18 protein-coding genes and 1 tRNA gene are annotated in these 15,477 nt (G+C 71.0%); 12 read left to right on the top strand and 7 right to left on the bottom strand.

Features of this window, described 5'->3' with window-relative positions; all coding sequences use genetic code 11:
• The first annotated feature begins 14 nt into the window (after nucleotides 1-14).
• The 11 genes from pyrG to FFS51_RS04865 all read left to right on the top strand — a co-directional run bounded on the left by pyrG (nucleotide 15) and on the right by FFS51_RS04865 (nucleotide 10,824).
• Nucleotides 15-1,712 (top strand): CTP synthase, encoded by a 1,698-nt coding sequence (gene pyrG / locus FFS51_RS04915; protein ID WP_056209549.1) that lies wholly within the window; start codon nucleotides 15-17, stop codon nucleotides 1,710-1,712.
• Nucleotides 1,696-2,283, top strand: coding sequence for an NUDIX domain-containing protein (locus tag FFS51_RS04910; RefSeq protein ID WP_137877707.1), 588 nt, complete (start codon nucleotides 1,696-1,698; stop codon nucleotides 2,281-2,283). The genes pyrG and FFS51_RS04910 overlap by 17 nt, the downstream gene beginning before the upstream one ends.
• A gap of 16 nt (nucleotides 2,284-2,299) precedes the next feature.
• Nucleotides 2,300-3,223, top strand: a complete 924-nt coding sequence (gene xerD, locus FFS51_RS04905) for a site-specific tyrosine recombinase XerD (protein ID WP_137877706.1) — start codon at nucleotides 2,300-2,302, stop codon at nucleotides 3,221-3,223.
• A 60-nt stretch (nucleotides 3,224-3,283) separates the two neighbouring features.
• Nucleotides 3,284-4,174: a ParA family protein gene (locus tag FFS51_RS04900; RefSeq protein ID WP_056209278.1), complete on the top strand. Its 891-nt coding sequence runs from the start codon at nucleotides 3,284-3,286 to the stop codon at nucleotides 4,172-4,174.
• A gap of 91 nt (nucleotides 4,175-4,265) precedes the next feature.
• Nucleotides 4,266-5,090, top strand: a complete 825-nt coding sequence (locus FFS51_RS04895) for a segregation and condensation protein A (RefSeq protein WP_137877747.1) — start codon at nucleotides 4,266-4,268, stop codon at nucleotides 5,088-5,090.
• Nucleotides 5,080-5,721: an SMC-Scp complex subunit ScpB gene (scpB, locus tag FFS51_RS04890; RefSeq protein WP_137877705.1), complete on the top strand. Its 642-nt coding sequence runs from the start codon at nucleotides 5,080-5,082 to the stop codon at nucleotides 5,719-5,721. The genes FFS51_RS04895 and scpB overlap by 11 nt, the downstream gene beginning before the upstream one ends.
• Complete coding sequence (locus FFS51_RS04885; protein ID WP_137877704.1) at nucleotides 5,718-6,521, top strand: pseudouridine synthase; 804 nt, start codon at nucleotides 5,718-5,720, stop codon at nucleotides 6,519-6,521. The genes scpB and FFS51_RS04885 overlap by 4 nt, the downstream gene beginning before the upstream one ends.
• On the top strand, nucleotides 6,518-7,642 hold the full coding sequence (locus FFS51_RS04880; protein ID WP_137877703.1) for a prephenate dehydrogenase: 1,125 nt from the start codon (nucleotides 6,518-6,520) through the stop codon (nucleotides 7,640-7,642). The genes FFS51_RS04885 and FFS51_RS04880 overlap by 4 nt, the downstream gene beginning before the upstream one ends.
• Nucleotides 7,639-8,355: a (d)CMP kinase gene (gene cmk, locus FFS51_RS04875; protein ID WP_137877702.1), complete on the top strand. Its 717-nt coding sequence runs from the start codon at nucleotides 7,639-7,641 to the stop codon at nucleotides 8,353-8,355. The genes FFS51_RS04880 and cmk overlap by 4 nt, the downstream gene beginning before the upstream one ends.
• Nucleotides 8,345-9,868 (top strand): ribosome biogenesis GTPase Der, encoded by a 1,524-nt coding sequence (gene der, locus FFS51_RS04870; RefSeq protein ID WP_045247665.1) that lies wholly within the window; start codon nucleotides 8,345-8,347, stop codon nucleotides 9,866-9,868. Before cmk ends, der begins: the two co-directional genes overlap by 11 nt.
• A 41-nt stretch (nucleotides 9,869-9,909) precedes the next feature.
• Nucleotides 9,910-10,824, top strand: a complete 915-nt coding sequence (locus FFS51_RS04865) for an NUDIX domain-containing protein (protein ID WP_137877701.1) — start codon at nucleotides 9,910-9,912, stop codon at nucleotides 10,822-10,824.
• Between the two features lies 1 nt (nucleotide 10,825).
• Here the strand turns inward: FFS51_RS04865 and FFS51_RS04860 are convergent, their stop codons facing one another.
• The 3 genes from FFS51_RS04860 to FFS51_RS04850 form a co-directional block, all read right to left on the bottom strand.
• Complete coding sequence (locus tag FFS51_RS04860; RefSeq protein ID WP_137877700.1) at nucleotides 10,826-11,206, bottom strand: RNA-binding S4 domain-containing protein; 381 nt, start codon at nucleotides 11,204-11,206, stop codon at nucleotides 10,826-10,828.
• Entirely contained in the window at nucleotides 11,203-11,892 is a 690-nt protein-coding gene (locus FFS51_RS04855) for a lysoplasmalogenase family protein (protein ID WP_137877699.1), read from the bottom strand. Before FFS51_RS04855 ends, FFS51_RS04860 begins: the two co-directional genes overlap by 4 nt.
• Before the next feature lie 68 nt (nucleotides 11,893-11,960).
• Nucleotides 11,961-12,554: a GNAT family N-acetyltransferase gene (locus FFS51_RS04850; RefSeq protein WP_137877698.1), complete on the bottom strand. Its 594-nt coding sequence runs from the start codon at nucleotides 12,552-12,554 to the stop codon at nucleotides 11,961-11,963.
• 181 nt (nucleotides 12,555-12,735) lie between these two features.
• Between FFS51_RS04850 and FFS51_RS04840 the strand changes: the two genes are divergently transcribed.
• Nucleotides 12,736-12,809, top strand: a tRNA-Pro gene (locus FFS51_RS04840).
• 208 nt (nucleotides 12,810-13,017) lie between these two features.
• Here FFS51_RS04840 and FFS51_RS04835 read toward each other — a convergent pair.
• The 4 genes from FFS51_RS04835 to FFS51_RS04820 are packed head-to-tail and all read right to left on the bottom strand — an operon-like array spanning nucleotide 13,018 to nucleotide 15,476.
• Nucleotides 13,018-14,187, bottom strand: a complete 1,170-nt coding sequence (locus FFS51_RS04835) for a tyrosine-type recombinase/integrase (protein WP_349303918.1) — start codon at nucleotides 14,185-14,187, stop codon at nucleotides 13,018-13,020.
• Between the two features lie 43 nt (nucleotides 14,188-14,230).
• Nucleotides 14,231-14,446: a helix-turn-helix transcriptional regulator gene (locus tag FFS51_RS04830; RefSeq protein WP_137877696.1), complete on the bottom strand. Its 216-nt coding sequence runs from the start codon at nucleotides 14,444-14,446 to the stop codon at nucleotides 14,231-14,233.
• Nucleotides 14,443-14,973 carry a hypothetical protein gene (locus FFS51_RS04825; protein ID WP_431463325.1) on the bottom strand — a complete coding sequence of 177 codons (531 nt, stop codon included), beginning with the start codon at nucleotides 14,971-14,973 and terminating at the stop codon, nucleotides 14,443-14,445. The genes FFS51_RS04830 and FFS51_RS04825 overlap by 4 nt, the downstream gene beginning before the upstream one ends.
• Nucleotides 14,974-15,017: 44 nt before the next feature.
• Nucleotides 15,018-15,476, bottom strand: a complete 459-nt coding sequence (locus FFS51_RS04820) for a single-stranded DNA-binding protein (protein WP_137877695.1) — start codon at nucleotides 15,474-15,476, stop codon at nucleotides 15,018-15,020.
• Nucleotide 15,477 lies beyond the last annotated feature (1 nt).

Genomic DNA, 15,477 nt, shown 5'->3' with positions numbered 1-15,477 from the left:
GATGAAAGCCCGTGATGCATACGACTGAGTCAGCCCCCCACGGAACCCCTAACGGCACCACCAAGCACATCTTCGTCACCGGTGGTGTCGTTTCGTCGTTGGGGAAGGGGTTGACCGCCGCCAGCCTCGGAAACCTGCTGACCGCGCGGGGACTCCGAGTCGTCATGCAGAAGCTCGACCCGTATCTGAACGTCGATCCGGGCACGATGAACCCGTTCCAGCACGGCGAGGTCTTCGTGACCGACGACGGCGCCGAGACCGACCTCGACATCGGCCACTACGAGCGCTTCCTCGACATCGAGCTCAGCCAGGCCGCGAACGTCACCACCGGCCAGATCTACTCGCAGGTCATCGCCCGCGAGCGCCGCGGCGAGTACCTCGGCGACACCGTGCAGGTTATCCCGCACATCACCGACGAGATCAAGCGCCGCATGCGCCTGCAGGCGAGCGAGGACCCGCGCCCCGACGTCATCATCACCGAGATCGGCGGCACGGTCGGCGACATCGAGTCGCAGCCGTTCATCGAGTCGGCGCGGCAGATCCGTCACGAGCTCGGCCGCGCGAACGTGTTCTTCGTGCACGTGTCGCTCGTGCCGTTCATGGGTGCGTCCGGCGAGCAGAAGACGAAGCCGACGCAGCACTCGGTCGCGGCCCTCCGTTCGATCGGCATCCAGCCCGACGCGCTCGTGCTGCGCAGCGACCGCCCCGTCACCGAGTCGAACAAGCGCAAGATCGCGCTCATGTGCGACGTCGACGAGGGTGCGGTCGTCAACGCCGTCGACGTGCCGAGCATCTACGACATCCCGACGATGCTGCACGACCAGGGACTCGACGACTACATCGTCAGCGCGCTGCGCCTCGACACCGCGGCCGACGTCGACTGGAGCCGGTGGAGCAAGGTGCTGCAGGCGGTGCACAACCCGAAGCACGAGGTCACGATCGGGCTCGTCGGCAAGTACATCGACCTGCCCGACGCCTACCTGTCGGTGACGGAGGCCCTCAAAGCCGGCGGCTTCGCCCACGAGACGCACGTCAACGTCGTGTGGATCCCGTCCGACCTCTGCGAGACCCCCGAGGGCGCCGAGAAGGCGCTCGCCGCCGTCGACGGCATCGTGGTGCCGGGCGGCTTCGGCATCCGAGGCATCGAGGGCAAGCTCGGCGCGCTGCGCTTCGCCCGCGAGCAGGGCATCCCCGCGCTCGGCCTGTGCCTCGGCCTGCAGTGCATGGTCGTCGAGTACGCCCGCAACAAGGCCGGCCTGCCGGGCGCCTCGTCGAGCGAGTTCGACCCCGACACCGAGTTCCCCGTCATCGCGACGATGGCCGAGCAGGTCGACATCATCGACCACGGCGACCTCGGCGGCACGATGCGTCTCGGCCTCTACCCGGCGCAACTGCGCGAGGGATCGCTCGCGGCGGAGCTCTACGGCGCACAGCGCGTGTCCGAGCGACACCGTCACCGCTACGAGGTCAACAACGCCTACCGCGACCAGCTCTCCGAGGCGGGCCTCGTGTTCTCGGGCCTCTCGCCCGACCGCAACCTCGTCGAGTACGTCGAGCTGCCGCGCGACGTGCACCCGTTCTACATCGCCACCCAGGCGCACCCCGAGCTGCGCTCGCGGCCGACCACGCCGCATCCGCTCTTCCGCGGCCTCGTGGGCGCGTCGCTCGACCGTCGTCGTGCGAGCGAGCTCTTCGATGTCGAACACGACTGACCCGCGCGGCCTCGCCGACGAGCACGTCGACGTCGAGGTCGTCGCCTCCGAACTCGTCTTCGCCGGCAAGGTGTGGGACGTGCGCAGCGACACCGTGCGCTACGGCGACGGCGAGATCGTGCGGCAGTACGTCGATCACACCGGCGCCGTCGCGATCGTCGCGGTCGATGATGAGGGACGGATGCTGCTGATCCAGCAGTACCGGCACCCGATCCGTCGACGCGACTGGGAGATCCCCGCGGGCCTGCTCGACATCGCGGGGGAGGACCCCGCGACCGCCGCGCGGCGCGAGCTCGCCGAGGAGGCCGACCTCGAGGCATCCCGCTGGGAACCGCTCGTGAGCATCTACACGACGCCCGGCGGCAACGACGAGATCGTGCACGTCTTCCTCGCCCGCGGACTGTCGGCGACCACGACGGCGTTCGCGCGCGAGGAGGAGGAGCGCGACATCCGCGTGGAGTGGATCGCGATCCGCGACGTCGTCGACGCGGTGCTCGAGGGGCGCATCCGCAACGGCATCCTGACCGCCGGCGCGCTCGCCGCCGCCGAGCGCCTGCGCCGCGAGGCGTGACCGGAGCGGCGCGACCGTGACCCCCGAGCGCGCCCTCGACCGGTACCTGCGCCACCTCACGATCGAACGCGGGCTGTCGCCGCACAGCCTCGCCGCGTACCGCCGCGACCTCGCGCGCTACCTGGCGTGGCTCGAGACGCGCGACGTGACGGATGTCGCGGCGCTCACGGCGAACGATGTCGACGCGTTCCTCGCCGAGGTCGCCTCGGGCGAGCCGCGGCCCGCGGCATCCAGTCTCGCGCGCCTGCAGTCGTCGGTGCGGGGACTGCACCGCTTCGCGCTGCGCGAGGGCTGGACCGAGGTCGACCCGACGACGCGGCTCGTCGCGCCGAAGCTGCCGAAGCGCCTGCCGAAGGCGCTCACGATCGACCAGGTCGACCGGCTCCTCGACGGCGCCGGCCCCGCCCCGGGCGCGCAGCATGACGCGAGCGCGGTGCAGCTGCGCGACCGCGCGCTGCTCGAGCTGCTGTACGCCACCGGAGCGCGCGTGTCGGAGGCGGTCTCCCTAGATGTCGACGACGTCATCGACACCGAGATCGTGCGCGTGCGCGGCAAGGGGTCGAAGGAGCGCATCGTGCCGCTCGGCTCGTACGCGCGCGAGGCGCTCGGGGCCTACCTCACGCGGGTGCGACCCGACCTCGCCCGCCGTGGGCGGGCGAGTGCGCGCCTCTTCCTCGGGGTGCGCGGTGCCCCGCTGTCACGGCAGAGCGCGTGGCTCGTGATCCAGGATGCCGCGGAGCGCGCCGGCCTCGACGCCCACGTGTCCCCGCACACGCTGCGGCACTCCTTCGCGACCCACCTGCTGCAGGGCGGGGCGGACGTGCGCGTCGTGCAGGAGCTGCTCGGACACGCCTCCGTCGCCACCACCCAGATCTACACGCACGTGAGCGTCGACACGCTGCGGGAGGTCTACGCGTCTTCGCATCCGCGCGCGCGGTAGCCGCGGCATCCGCTCTGCTCGTCGCTAGAATCGACCGAACGATCCGCAAGAAGGAGCACGGTGGCCAGCAGAGCAGCAGGGGGCAAGGCATCTCCGACGACAGCGGAGGACACCCCGATCGGGCCGACCGGACGCCCCTACCGCGGCTTCCCGACGCCCGCGCCGCTCGCGTCGCACGGGCCGGCCCGCATCATCTCGCTGTGCAATCAGAAGGGCGGCGTCGGCAAGACGACGACCGCGATCAACCTGGCCGCCTCGCTCGCCTCCTACGGGCGCAAGGTGCTCGCCGTCGACTTCGACCCGCAGGGCGCGCTGTCGGCCGGCCTCGGCATCACCACGCACGACGTGCCCACCGTCTACGACCTGCTGCTGGACACCAAGCGCGACCCGCATGAGGTCGTCGTGCACACCGGCGTCGAGGGTCTCGACGTGCTGCCGGCGAACATCGACCTGTCGGCGGCGGAGGTGCACCTCGTCAACGAGGTCGCCCGCGAGACGATCCTCTCGCGGGTGCTGCGCAAGCTCGCCCCCGAGTACGACGTCATCCTCATCGACTGCCAGCCCTCGCTCGGTCTGCTGACCGTCAACGCGCTCACCGCGAGCCACGGCGTCGTCATTCCGCTGGAGTGCGAGTTCTTCGCGCTGCGCGGCGTCGCCCTGCTCATCGAGACGATCGACAAGGTGCGCGACCGTCTGAACCCGACGATCCGCCTCGACGGTGTCGTCGCCACGATGTACGACCCGCGCACGCTGCACTCGCGCGAGGTGCTCGAGCGGGTCGTCGACGCGTTCGGCGATGATGTGCTCGAGACGGTCATCGGCCGCACGGTGAAGTTCCCCGACGCGACCGTCGCCGGCCAGCCCATCACCGAGTTCGCCCCCGAGCACGCGGCCGCGCAGGCCTACCTCCGTCTTGCGCGGGAGCTGGTGTCCCGTGGCGCCGTCGCCTGACGAGGCGGCAGCACCCGACGTCGTCGATCCCCTCGCGTCCGCCGACGCCGTCGCCGCGGCGGACCCTGCGCACGACTCCGCGAGCGCGGATATCGCCCCGTCCGATGCTCCGTCGGGCGACGCGGATGCCGCGGCATCCGGTTTTCGCGTGTCCCTCGGCGTCTTCGACGGCCCGTTCGATCTGCTGCTCACCCTGATCTCCCGGCGCGAGCTCGACATCACCGAGGTGTCGCTGAGCGCGGTCACCGACGAGTTCATCGCGTACCTGCGCGAGCTCGACCCCGACGAGGAGATGGAGCAGGCGTCGGAGTTCCTCGTCGTGGCCGCGACGCTGCTCGACATGAAGGTCGCCGGCCTCCTGCCGCAGGGCGAGCTGATCGATGCGGAATCGGTCGCGCTGCTCGAGGCGCGCGACCTGCTGTTCGCACGGCTGCTGCAGTACCGCGCCTTCAAGGAGGTCTCCGCGTGGTTCGCGCGCTCGCTCGAGCGCGAGGACCGGCGCCACACGCGGGCCGCGCGCCTCGACGAGAAGTTCCGCCGCACGGTGCCGGAGCTCGTCTGGACGCTCACGCCCGACGACTTCGCGGCGCTCGCCATGCTCGCGTTCGCTCCCCGCGCGATCCCGGAGGTCGGGCTCGACCACCTGCACGCGCCGCTCGTGAGCATCCGCGAGCAGGCCGCGATCGTGGTGACGCTGCTGCGCTCGGCGGGCACCGTGTCGTTCCGCGAGCTCGTCGCCGGCGTCGCGCAGCCCGGTATCGTGGTCGCGCGCTTCCTGTCGATCCTCGAGCTCTACCGCCATGCGGCGCTGTCGTTCGAACAGCTGGAGCCCCTGGGGGAGTTGACGCTCCGATGGAGCGCCGACCGGTGGAGCGACGAGACGCTGGCGAGTTTGGGAGCCGACTATGACCGTTGACGAGACATCCGACGACGCCGCCGCCCCCGCGGCCGACGGCCTCGTGTCAGCCGACCCGGTGCGCTGGCCGCAGGACGTCGGCTCGGTGGCCCGGCGTCTCGAGGCGATCCTGCTGATGATCGACGAGCCGCACAGCCTGGTGAGCCTCGCGGCGGCGGTGAACGCGCCGGTCGCGGCGGCGCGCGCCGCCCTCCAGGCGCTCGTCGCCGACTACGACGGTGAGTCCGACGGCCCGCGTCGCGGGTTTGAGCTGCGCGAGGTCGGTGGCGGCTGGCGCCTTTACGTGCGCGAGGACTACGACCCGCTCGTGGCCGAGTTCCTCGGCGGACAGGCGCCGTCGCGCCTGTCGCAGGCCGCGCTCGAGACCCTTGCGGTCATCGCCTACAAGCAGCCGGTGACCCGCGGCCAGGTCGCGCAGATCCGCGCGGTGAACGTCGACTCCGTCGTGCGCACGCTCGTCTCCCGTGGACTCATCACCGAGGTCGGACAGGACGCCGAGACCGGCGCGATCCTGTACGGCACCTCCGACGCGCTGCTCGAGCACCTCGGCATCAACTCGCTCGACGACCTCCCGCATATCTCGCCGCTGCTCGATGACGGCTCGCGCGGCTTCGACGAGGCGTTCCGGTGAGCGGCGCCGATGAGCAGACGGATGCCGCGGGCGTGCGTCTGCAGAAGGTGCTCGCCCACGCGGGTGTGGCTTCGCGCCGCGTCTGCGAAGAGCTGATCGCGAGCGGCCGCGTGCGCGTGAACGGGGTCGTCGTCACGGAGCTCGGGAGCCGCATCGACCCGGAGGTCGACCTGGTCGACGTCGACGGCACCGCCGTGCAGCTGGACCAGTCGAAGCGGTACGTGGTGCTGAACAAGCCGGTCGGCGTCATCTCCACGATGCGCGACGAGAAGGGGCGCCCCGACCTGCGCCGCTACACCGCCGACTGGGATGAGCGCCTCTACAACGTCGGCCGGCTCGACCAGGACACGAGCGGCCTGCTCGTGCTCACGAATGACGGCGGCCTCGCACACGTCCTTGCGCACCCCTCGTTCGGGGTGACGAAGGTCTACATCGCGAAGGTCGAGGGCACCGTCAGTCCGCAGACGATCGCGCGGCTCACCCGCGGCGTGCAGCTGGAGGACGGCGAGATCGTCGCCGACAAGGCCCGCCTGCTCGACGCGTCCCGCGGCGGACACGGTGCCTCGTCCCTGGTGGAGCTCACCCTTCACTCGGGCCGCAACCGCATCGTGCGGCGCATGATGGCCGAGGTGGGGCATCCGGTCATCGAGCTGGTGCGCCGCCAGTTCGGACCGCTCCACCTGGGAAGCCTCCCGGTGGGTCGGGCCCGCGAGTTGACTACAGTGGAGAGGGGCGCGCTGCTCACCCTCGCGCGCCAGGGCGCCGATCCCGCGCCCGATGATTCTCCGGAGCTCCGATGACCGATCCCGCCGCCGTGTCCGCGCGCCCGCGCGTCGCCGTGCGCACTCGGGGTCCGGTGCGCGTCGTCGGCGCCGGTCTGCTCGGTGCAAGCATCGGCCACGCCCTGCGGGCGCTGGGGGTCGAGGTCATCCTCGACGACACCTCGCGCGCGCAACTGCAGCTCGCCGTGGACTACGGTGCGGGGCGCGCTGCCGAAGCCGACGACCGCCCGTCGCTCGTCGTCGTGGCGGTTCCTCCGGATGTCACCGCGGATGTGATCGAGCGCGAGCTCGCCGCGCACCCGCAGGCGGTCGTGACGGATGTCGCGAGCGTCAAGCTCGAGCCGCTCGTCGAGCTGCGCCGCCGCGGGGTCGACCTCGCGCGCTACATCGGCTCCCACCCGCTCGCCGGGCGCGAGCGCGGGGGAGCGATCGCGGCCCGCGCCGACATCTTCATCGGACGCCCGTGGGTCGTCTGCCGCGACGAGGAGACCAGCGCCGCCGACCTCGCCGTCGTCGAAGGGCTCGCACTCGATCTCGGGGCGACCCCGGTCGAGATGGGTCCGGAGGAGCACGACCGCTCGGTCGCGCTCGTCTCCCATGTGCCGCAGCTGGTCGCGAGCCTGCTCGCCGCGCGCTTCACCGATGCGAGCGCCGCATCGCTGTCCCTCGCCGGGCAGGGGGTGCGCGACACCACGCGGATCGCGGCATCCGCCCCCGAGCTGTGGGTGCAGATCCTCGGGGCGAACGCGGCGCCGGTCGTCGAGGTGCTCGACGCGCTCGCCGCCGACCTCGCCGACGTCGCCGAGGCGCTGCGCGCGCCCGAGGCGCCCGGGGCGCGGCGCGAGGTCGCCGAGACGATCCGCCGCGGCAACGAGGGCGTCGAGCGCCTGCCCGGTAAGCACGGCCAGAACCGCCGTTTCGAGAGCTTCGTCGTCATGGTCGACGACACCCCGGGTCAGCTGGGCCGCCTGTTCGGCGAGCTCGGCGAGCTCGGCGTCAACGTCGAGGATCTGCGCCTCGAGCATTCCCCCGGAGCCCAGTTCGGCCTCGCCGAGATCAGCGTCGTGCCGGGTGCCGTGCACCCCGCGGTCGACGGTCTCGAGGCCCGCGGCTGGAAGATTGCGAGCCTCCCCTCATGACCGAATCGATCACCCGTCCCGGCCTCGTGCGGGTCGTGGCCGTCGACGGCCCGGCCGGCAGCGGCAAGTCGAGCGTGTCGCGCGCCGTCGCGTCGCGCCTCGGCTACGGCTACCTCGACACCGGCGCCGTCTACCGGGCGCTGGCCTGGCACGCCCTGGCCCACGCCGTCGACACGTCCGACGCGTCGGCCGTCGTCGACGCCTCGGGCGATTTCGACCTGTGGATCTCTCTCGATCCCGCCGAGGCGCGCGTCTCGGTCGCCGGCACCGATGTGACCGAGGCGATCCGCACGTCGCGGGTCACCGAGGCGGTCAGCGGCGTCGCCCGCGTGCCGGCCGTGCGTCGCGGGCTCACCGGCCTCTTCCGCGCGCTCGTCGCGGGCGCGGGACGCCCGGGAGTCGTCGTCGAGGGGCGCGACATCACCACGATCGTGTTCCCCGACGCCGAGGCGCGGGTGCTGCTGACGGCCGACCCGGCCGTGCGGGCCGCCCGGCGCACGGCGGAGACGGAGGGGGCGGATGTCGCGGTGGTCGCGGCATCCATCGAGCGACGGGATGCCGCCGACTCGGCCGTTGTCGAGTTCATGGACGCGGCGGACGGGGTGCGGGTCGTGGACTCGACCCACCTCGACTTCGAGGGCACCGTCGACGCGGTGCTCGCGGTGATCGCCGAGGAGACCGGCGCGGCACAGGAGGTGCACGATGTCGTCTGACGACGAGTACGAAGGCGGGCCGGACGGCCTCGCCGAGAAGCTGGCGGGCATCGACGATGCGCTCGCCGACCAGCGCGCGGCGACGCTGCGCGCATCGCTCGAGGAGTACGACCTCGATGACGACGACACCGAGCTGCTCGGTGCCGTCTTCACCGACGAGCACGGCAACGAGTACCTGCCGGCGCTGCCGGTCGTGGCGATCGTGGGGCGCCCGAACGTCGGCAAGTCGGCGCTCGTGAACCGCATCCTGGGGCGCCGTGAGGCGGTCGTCGAGGATGTGCCGGGCGTGACCCGTGACCGCGTGACGTACAAGGCCGAGTGGATGGAGCGTCGCTTCTCCCTCGTCGATACCGGCGGGTGGGAGCCCGACGCGCGCGGCATCGACCGTTCCGTGGCGCAGCAGGCCGAGATCGCGATCGAGCTGGCCGACGTCGTGCTGTTCGTGGTCGACGCGATCGTCGGGGCGACCTCGACCGACGAGCAGGTCGTGAAGCTGCTGCGCCGCAGCGGAAAGCCGGTGCTGCTCGTCGCGAACAAGATCGACGACGCCCGTCAGGAGCCCGAGGCCGCGGCCCTGTGGAACCTCGGACTCGGCGAGCCCCGCCCGGTGTCGGCCATCCACGGCCGCGGCGTCGCGGATCTCCTCGACGAGCTGGTGAAGGTGCTGCCGGATGTCTCGGCCGTCGCCTCGCACGAGATCGGCGGCCCGCGCCGCGTGGCGATCCTCGGCCGTCCGAACGTCGGCAAATCGTCGCTGCTGAACAAGGCGGCCGGCGCTGAGCGCGTGGTCGTGAACGACCTCGCCGGCACCACTCGCGACCCGGTCGACGAGATCGTGGAGCTCGGCGGCAAGCTGTGGCGCTTCGTCGACACCGCCGGCATCCGCCGTCGCGTGCACCTGCAGCAGGGCGCCGACTTCTACGCGTCGCTGCGCACCGCGTCGGCGCTGGAGAAGGCGGAGGTCGCCGTCGTCGTGCTCGACGTCTCGGAGCCCATCAGCGAGCAGGACGTGCGCATCATCGACATGGTGCTCGAGTCGGGCCGCGCGCTCGTGCTCGCCTACAACAAGTGGGATGTGCTCACCACGATCGAGTACGAGAACATCGACCGCCGGCGCTACCTCGAGCGGGAGATCGAACAGGACCTCGCGCACGTCGCATGGGCGCCGCGCGTGAACATCTCGGCGCGCACCGGGCGTCACCTCGACAAGCTCGTGCCCGCGCTCGAGACGGCGCTGGAGTCGTGGGATCAGCGCATCCCGACCGGGAAGTTCAATGCCTTCCTGTCGGAGCTCGTCGCCGAGCACCCGCACCCCGTGCGCGGCGGCAAGCAGCCGCGCATCCTGTTCGGCACCCAGGCGTCGACGCGCCCGCCGACATTCGTGCTGTTCACGACCGGATTCCTCGACCCGGGCTACCGCCGGTTCATCCAGCGCCGCCTGCGTGAGCTGTACGGCTTCGAGGGCACGCCCGTCGTCGTGAACATGCGGGTGCGCGAGCGTCGCAAGAGGTAGCACCGGGGCCGCGGATGCCGCGGGTGTGCGAGGCTGAGGGGGTGACCCTCGAACAGCCCGCCGCCGGTGAGCCGCGGCGGCCGCTCGGGCCGCGCGATCCGGGCGACGCCTGGGTCGTCGCCTCGACGGGGGAGCGGTACTGGGGCGCGTTCGGCGCCGCGGGGCTCCTCGCGCTCGACCCCGGACGCGGGGTGCTGCTGCAGCATCGTGTCTCGTGGAGCCACTTCGGCGGCACGTGGGCGCTGCCGGGCGGTGCGCGCCATCAGGGTGAGTCCGCCGTCGACGGCGCAATGCGCGAGGCGGCCGAGGAGGCCGGTGTCCCCGCGGGCGCGGTGCGTCCCCGGCTCGTGAGCGTGCTCGACCTCGACATCTGGACGTACACGACCGTCGTCGCCGACGTCACCAACCCTTTCGACCCGGTGATCAGCGACCCCGAGAGCGTCGAGCTGGCCTGGGTCCCGGTGGCGGATGTCACCGACCTCCCGCTGCACCCGGGGTTCGCCTCGTCGTGGGTGCGCCTCCGTGAGCTGCTCACCGTGCGCCCCGTGATCGTGGTCGACGCGGCGAATGTCGTCGGCAGTGTGCCCGACGGCTGGTGGCGCGACCGCGCCGGTGCCGCCGCCCGTCTCATCGACGGGCTCGGTGCGCTCGCGGCGCGCGGGATCGCGGGGGACGTGCTGCGGCTGCCCGAGTCACGCTGGTACCCCGAGATCGTCGTGGTGCTGGAGGGGCAGGCGGGGGCCGCGGCATCCGTCGACGTTCCGGACGGGGTGCGCATCGTCGTCGCTCCGGCTGCGGGCGATGACGAGATCGTCGCCCAGGCCGCCGCGCATGCTGAGGGCGGTCACGCGGTGACGGTCGTCACGAGCGACCGGGAACTGTCGGCGCGCAGCGTGTCGGCCGGTGCGAGCGTGCACGGTGCCGGCTGGCTGCGCGACCTGCTCGACGCGCGCTGAGTCAGTCGCGCCCGCGCAGCTTGTCGATGTCGCGGCGCTCGCGCTTCGTGGGGCGTCCGGCGCCGCGGTCGCGGAAGCCGAACGTTCCTGCGAACTCGCGGGACGGCGGCGGCGGGGTGCGATCGTCGTAGGCGGTGGCGGCCTCGGGTGCACCCACGCGCTTCGAGATCGTGCGACGCACGATGAGCACACGGTCGAAGCCGGCGACCCGCACGCGCACCTCATCGCCCTCGCGCACGACGACCGACGCCTTCGCATGATCGCCACGCACCCGTACATGCCCGGCGCGGCATGCCGTCGTCGCGGCCGAGCGGGTCTTGTAGACCCGCACCGCCCACAGCCAGGAGTCGATGCGCACGGAGGAGGCGGCGGCATCCGTCATCGTTCGGCCCTCGTCGTGGACGAGAAGATCACGCCGGCGGCGATGAGCCCCTGACCGACGCAGTAGGTGACCATGACGAGCGGGCTCGTGACGGGCGGCATCGCGTCTGGCAGGAAGAGGCGCAGCGCGAGGATCGTGTCGCTCGAGAGGAAGAACGCGGCGCCGACAGCGACGAGCGGATACGCGCGGGTCGCGCTGACGGCGGTGCCGCCGAGCACGACGCCGTAGATCGCCACGGCGACCGTGAGGGCGCCGAGATGGGGGAGGAGGATCGCGAGCAGCACGACGTACCAGACGGCGTAGACCGCCGCCCAGGCGGGCACGCGGCGCACCGCCAGGTGCCGCCAGAACAGCCAGATGTATAGCAGGTGGGCGAGTCCGAAGCAGGCGAGCATGACGGGCAGCTCGGGCGCGAACGGGAAGAACGTGGCCGCGCCGTCGCCCAGCAGTGAGAGGGCGAGCGCGGTGAACAGCAGCGAGAATCGGATGCCGCGTGCCCCGCTGCGTGCAGCCCACAGCACCGCGAGCGCGAGGAGCGGCATGAGCAGGAGCTTCGTCGGCGTCGCGAGCGCGTCCGAGTCGATCGCGAGCGCGCTGATGTGCACGAGCGAGACGACGCCGTAGAGCGCGAAGCCCCACCACCACGACCGCGTGAGGATCACGGTGGGCTGAGCGGCGTCGGTCATGCTCTCACGGTAGCGGGCGGCGGGTTCGGTGGTCGCGGCCGGGTGGGGGTGGTGTCGTCGCGGACCGGTCAGGCGAGATCGCGGGAGACGACGACCACCGAGGGAGTGGCGCGGCCGGTCTCGCTGAATCCGGCCGCGAGGAACGTCGACAGCACGCCCTTGAAGAGCTCGTTCGCGCGTTTGTCGACCACGGTCGTGTCGGTCGGGTAGCCCTCGAGCAGGCGGGCTCCGTGGTCTCGGGCGTACGCGATCGCAGCGTCGAGAAGCCGGGCGTTCAGGCCGAGCCCGCGGTGCTCGCGGCGCACCACGAAACAGCTCACCGCCCACACGGTCGGGTCATCCCATGCCGGATCCGCCACCGGCTGCAGGTTCTTCGTGCGGCCGATGCGCACTTGACGTGTGCGCGGGCCGACCCGCACCCACCCGGCGGCCTCGCCGTCGACGTAGGCGATGAGAGCGGGCGCGGGGGACGCGGCATCCGGTTCTGGCAGCTCGTCGCGCAGGCGCTCGCGACGCTCGTCGGGCGAGGTGCGCTGCCATTCGGTGTTCGGCATCGTCCACCAGCCGCACTGACACGAGCGCCCGTCGCCGCCGCCCGAGAGCGCCTGCTGGGCGTCATCGAACCGCGACGCGTCGGCGGGGAGGATCTCGATCGACGGCATGCAGCGACGCTATCGGGTGCCGGAGACATCCGCCCGAGCGGTTCGCGGCACGGCATCGGTGCGGCTAAGATAGGGGAGTTGCCCGCTCGCGGGCAGCGGACCGGGATGTGGCGCAGCTTGGTAGCGCACTTGACTGGGGGTTAAGTGGTTTCAACCTCCAGCAGCCCGAAAAAGTGAACAACGGGATGTGGCGCAGCTTGGTAGCGCACCTGACTGGGGGTCAGGGGGTCGCAGGTTCAAATCCTGTCATCCCGACAGAAAAGCCCAGGTGAGAGTAGGTTTCTCACCTGGGCTTCGTCATGTTCGGGGCCGTTTTCGTCTGGTCCCCCTCTGGTCCCCCTGGCCGGTCGTGCAGGCGCGTCGGCCTCTACCGCGCTGCTTGTTCGGCTGCTGCCTGTGGATAAGGGGACCAAAAGGGGACCAGAACGGTTTCGGCGACTCTCGCCCCGGCGCAGGGACCGCATCACAGGCCCCTGGACGGGGTGCTGCCGCGCCGGGCGTGCTTGCGCTGTCCGGCGGCCGACAGGAAGGCGTTGGCCTGCTCGGCGGCGGACGCCAAGTGGCGATCGTCGGGGTGGAGGTAACCCCGCGTGGTCTCCATCGAGGCGTGCCCGAGGATGTCTTGGAGGACGTGCAGCGGGATACCGGCATCAGCCATCCAGGTCGCCCCGGTGTGCCGGAGCCCGTGCCGGGTGAGGTCGGGCAGTCCGAGCTTCGCGACGATGCTGTCCCAGTCAGTGGCGTCGCGTACGGTCGCGGTGGTGAGGATGCCGCCCTTCGGCCCGACGAGGAGCTGGTCTTCGGGCTGCTTGTCATTGACGAGTCGTTCTAAGACAGTGCGGAGCGGTTCGAGGATCGGCACCCGCCGTTCCTTGCGGCTCTTGGTCGGCTTGGTGACCAGGCCGCCCTTCCCAGGGAAGATCTGCCGGCGGATCACGACGAGGTTCTTACCGAAGTCCACGTCCCCGACTTGGAGCCCAGACACCTCCGAGGATCGTGCGGCGAGCAGGGCGGCGAGCATCACGAAATCGCTGTAGGACTGGTGCACACTCCCGCAAGCACGGGCGAGCCTGTTGAGCGTCTTCATGTCGGGGATCGCATGGGCGCGCGGTGAGGACTGCGTGGCCGACTGCCCGCGGAAGGCGTTGCGGTTCAGACTCCGCTTCGCCCGGTTCTTCGCGGGGTTGATCTGGATCAGCCCATCCCGGACCGCTTCATCGAGCACCCGCACGAGCGGCGCGATGGAGTTCTTGATGGTCGACGGCCCGTAGCGCTGTTCCCAGCCGTCGATGGTGCGGTCGATGATCCCGGCGGTGATCTGCGAGACCGGCAGATGCCCGAGGGCGGGCAGCACACGCAGCTTCAACCCGTACCAGTAGGTCTCTCCGGTGGATGTCGGGTCCAGGCCTCGCGCCCACCTGTCCCCGATGGAGGTGACGAACTCCAACAGGGTCATGGACACGTCCATGCCCTTCACGGAGGAGTTGCGGAGCTGGTCGAAGAAGGCGTGCGCAGCCGCCTCGTCCCGCACGATTTCGGTGCGGATCACGCGACGCTTGGTGGTCGGGTCTGTCCATCGGGCGCGGGCGCGGATGCCGTAGGAACGGCGCTCCATGTCGGTGGACAGCTTCACCCCGATCGGCGGTACCGGCTTGGGCTCGGCGGTCGGTAGCGGCTCAGCTCTCCGGGGCATCGGCGTGTTCCAGCTCGTCCAACCAGCGGTCGACGGCGTCGAGCCGGTAGCGTGCGATCCCGCCCAGCCGCAAGAACGGCGGCCCGCTGCCGGCGGACCGCCACCGCGACAGCGTGGACTCTGACACCTTCAAGTACGCGGCGACCTCGCGGCTGTACATCAGCGGCGACACGAGCAGCGTCTCGGCGCTCTCGCTCATGGGAGTTCTCCGGTGTCCGGGTCGAGGTTGGCGTAGAACGCATCCTCGGCGTCGCGGCGGCGCTGCACGTCGGCCAAGACGAACTCAACGAACTCGGCGTCGCGATCGATGATCGGTGTGTCCTCAATGGGATCGCCGGGCTCTTCGCCCGGCCAGACGGCCCGGCGTGTGGGGCGGTCGCGGTCGAGTCGGGTACCGCACGCGGCGACCCAGTCGCGGAGCCGCATGCGGGCGTCGGCGAAGTCGCGATGCCAGCCCAAAGGCGCGGACCCGTTCTGCTCGGGGTTGTAGGCTGAGAGCCAATGCAGATGCAGCGCTGACAGCTCCCAGACGAGTTCGGGGTGGAGATGCCAGGCCGGTGGGATCACCGAGGCCGGGAGTCCATAGGTGTGTCGGAGCCAGTCGACCCAACGGTTGAGTTCCAGCCATTCGACTTCGGCCTCCTCGGCTGTGAGCAGGTTCCAGTTGATCGGATGTGGCGGCTCCGGGATCAGGGGATCGTTGAGATCGTCGTCCGGCGCGTCCATTTCCGGTGTCATCGCTGTCTCGCGCTTGTCGTCCATGTTCGTTCTCACAGCCCCATCGCCGAGGCAGCCCCGCGCTGGGCGCCTCGCACTGACGCGAAAGCCGACGCATCACGCTCAGGCGTCTCACGTTCAGCGCTGCCGCGTCGCGGCGTGCGGTCGACGTCGTAGCGGGTACGTGCGAGGTCGTGGCCGATCTTCTTGGCGACGAACTCCTCGTCGTCGAGGGTCCGCCCGTCTCGTTCGTAGCTGACAGGGCGGGTGTAGCCCTCGGCGACGAAGTTGTCGCCCTTCGCGAAGCGGGCGTCAGCGTGCTCGGCGGAGCGGCCGAACATGACGAGGTTGTGGAAGGTGGTCTCGAGCTGGGTGAAGCTGCCGTCTTCCTCGCGACGGAAGTGCTCCTGCCCGAACCGGAGATACAGGCGCGGGTCGCCCTTGGCGGTCTGGGTGAGTTGCGGGTCGGACGCGACGAACCCGGACACGGATTCCTGCGTGTGAATAGTCATG

Source organism: Microbacterium sp. 4NA327F11, from assembly GCF_005503465.1.
Classification (GTDB): domain Bacteria; phylum Actinomycetota; class Actinomycetes; order Actinomycetales; family Microbacteriaceae; genus Microbacterium; species Microbacterium ginsengisoli.
The sequence above is the reverse complement of the archived record's forward strand: the minus strand, read 5'-3'. Positions and strand labels throughout refer to the sequence as shown.

Coding starts and splice junctions, on each gene's coding strand:
- FFS51_RS04860 (WP_137877700.1), bottom strand. CDS start 11,206: ATGACGGATGCCGCCGCCTCCTCCGTGCGCATCGACTCCTGGCTGTGG.
- cmk (WP_137877702.1), top strand. CDS start 7,639: ATGACCGAATCGATCACCCGTCCCGGCCTCGTGCGGGTCGTGGCCGTC.
- FFS51_RS04830 (WP_137877696.1), bottom strand. CDS start 14,446: ATGAGCGAGAGCGCCGAGACGCTGCTCGTGTCGCCGCTGATGTACAGC.
- pyrG (WP_056209549.1), top strand. CDS start 15: ATGCATACGACTGAGTCAGCCCCCCACGGAACCCCTAACGGCACCACC.
- FFS51_RS04820 (WP_137877695.1), bottom strand. CDS start 15,476: ATGACTATTCACACGCAGGAATCCGTGTCCGGGTTCGTCGCGTCCGAC.
- FFS51_RS04850 (WP_137877698.1), bottom strand. CDS start 12,554: ATGCCGTCGATCGAGATCCTCCCCGCCGACGCGTCGCGGTTCGATGAC.
- FFS51_RS04825 (WP_431463325.1), bottom strand. CDS start 14,973: ATGGACGCGCCGGACGACGATCTCAACGATCCCCTGATCCCGGAGCCG.
- FFS51_RS04880 (WP_137877703.1), top strand. CDS start 6,518: ATGACCGATCCCGCCGCCGTGTCCGCGCGCCCGCGCGTCGCCGTGCGC.
- FFS51_RS04855 (WP_137877699.1), bottom strand. CDS start 11,892: ATGACCGACGCCGCTCAGCCCACCGTGATCCTCACGCGGTCGTGGTGG.
- der (WP_045247665.1), top strand. CDS start 8,345: ATGTCGTCTGACGACGAGTACGAAGGCGGGCCGGACGGCCTCGCCGAG.
- scpB (WP_137877705.1), top strand. CDS start 5,080: ATGACCGTTGACGAGACATCCGACGACGCCGCCGCCCCCGCGGCCGAC.
- FFS51_RS04910 (WP_137877707.1), top strand. CDS start 1,696: ATGTCGAACACGACTGACCCGCGCGGCCTCGCCGACGAGCACGTCGAC.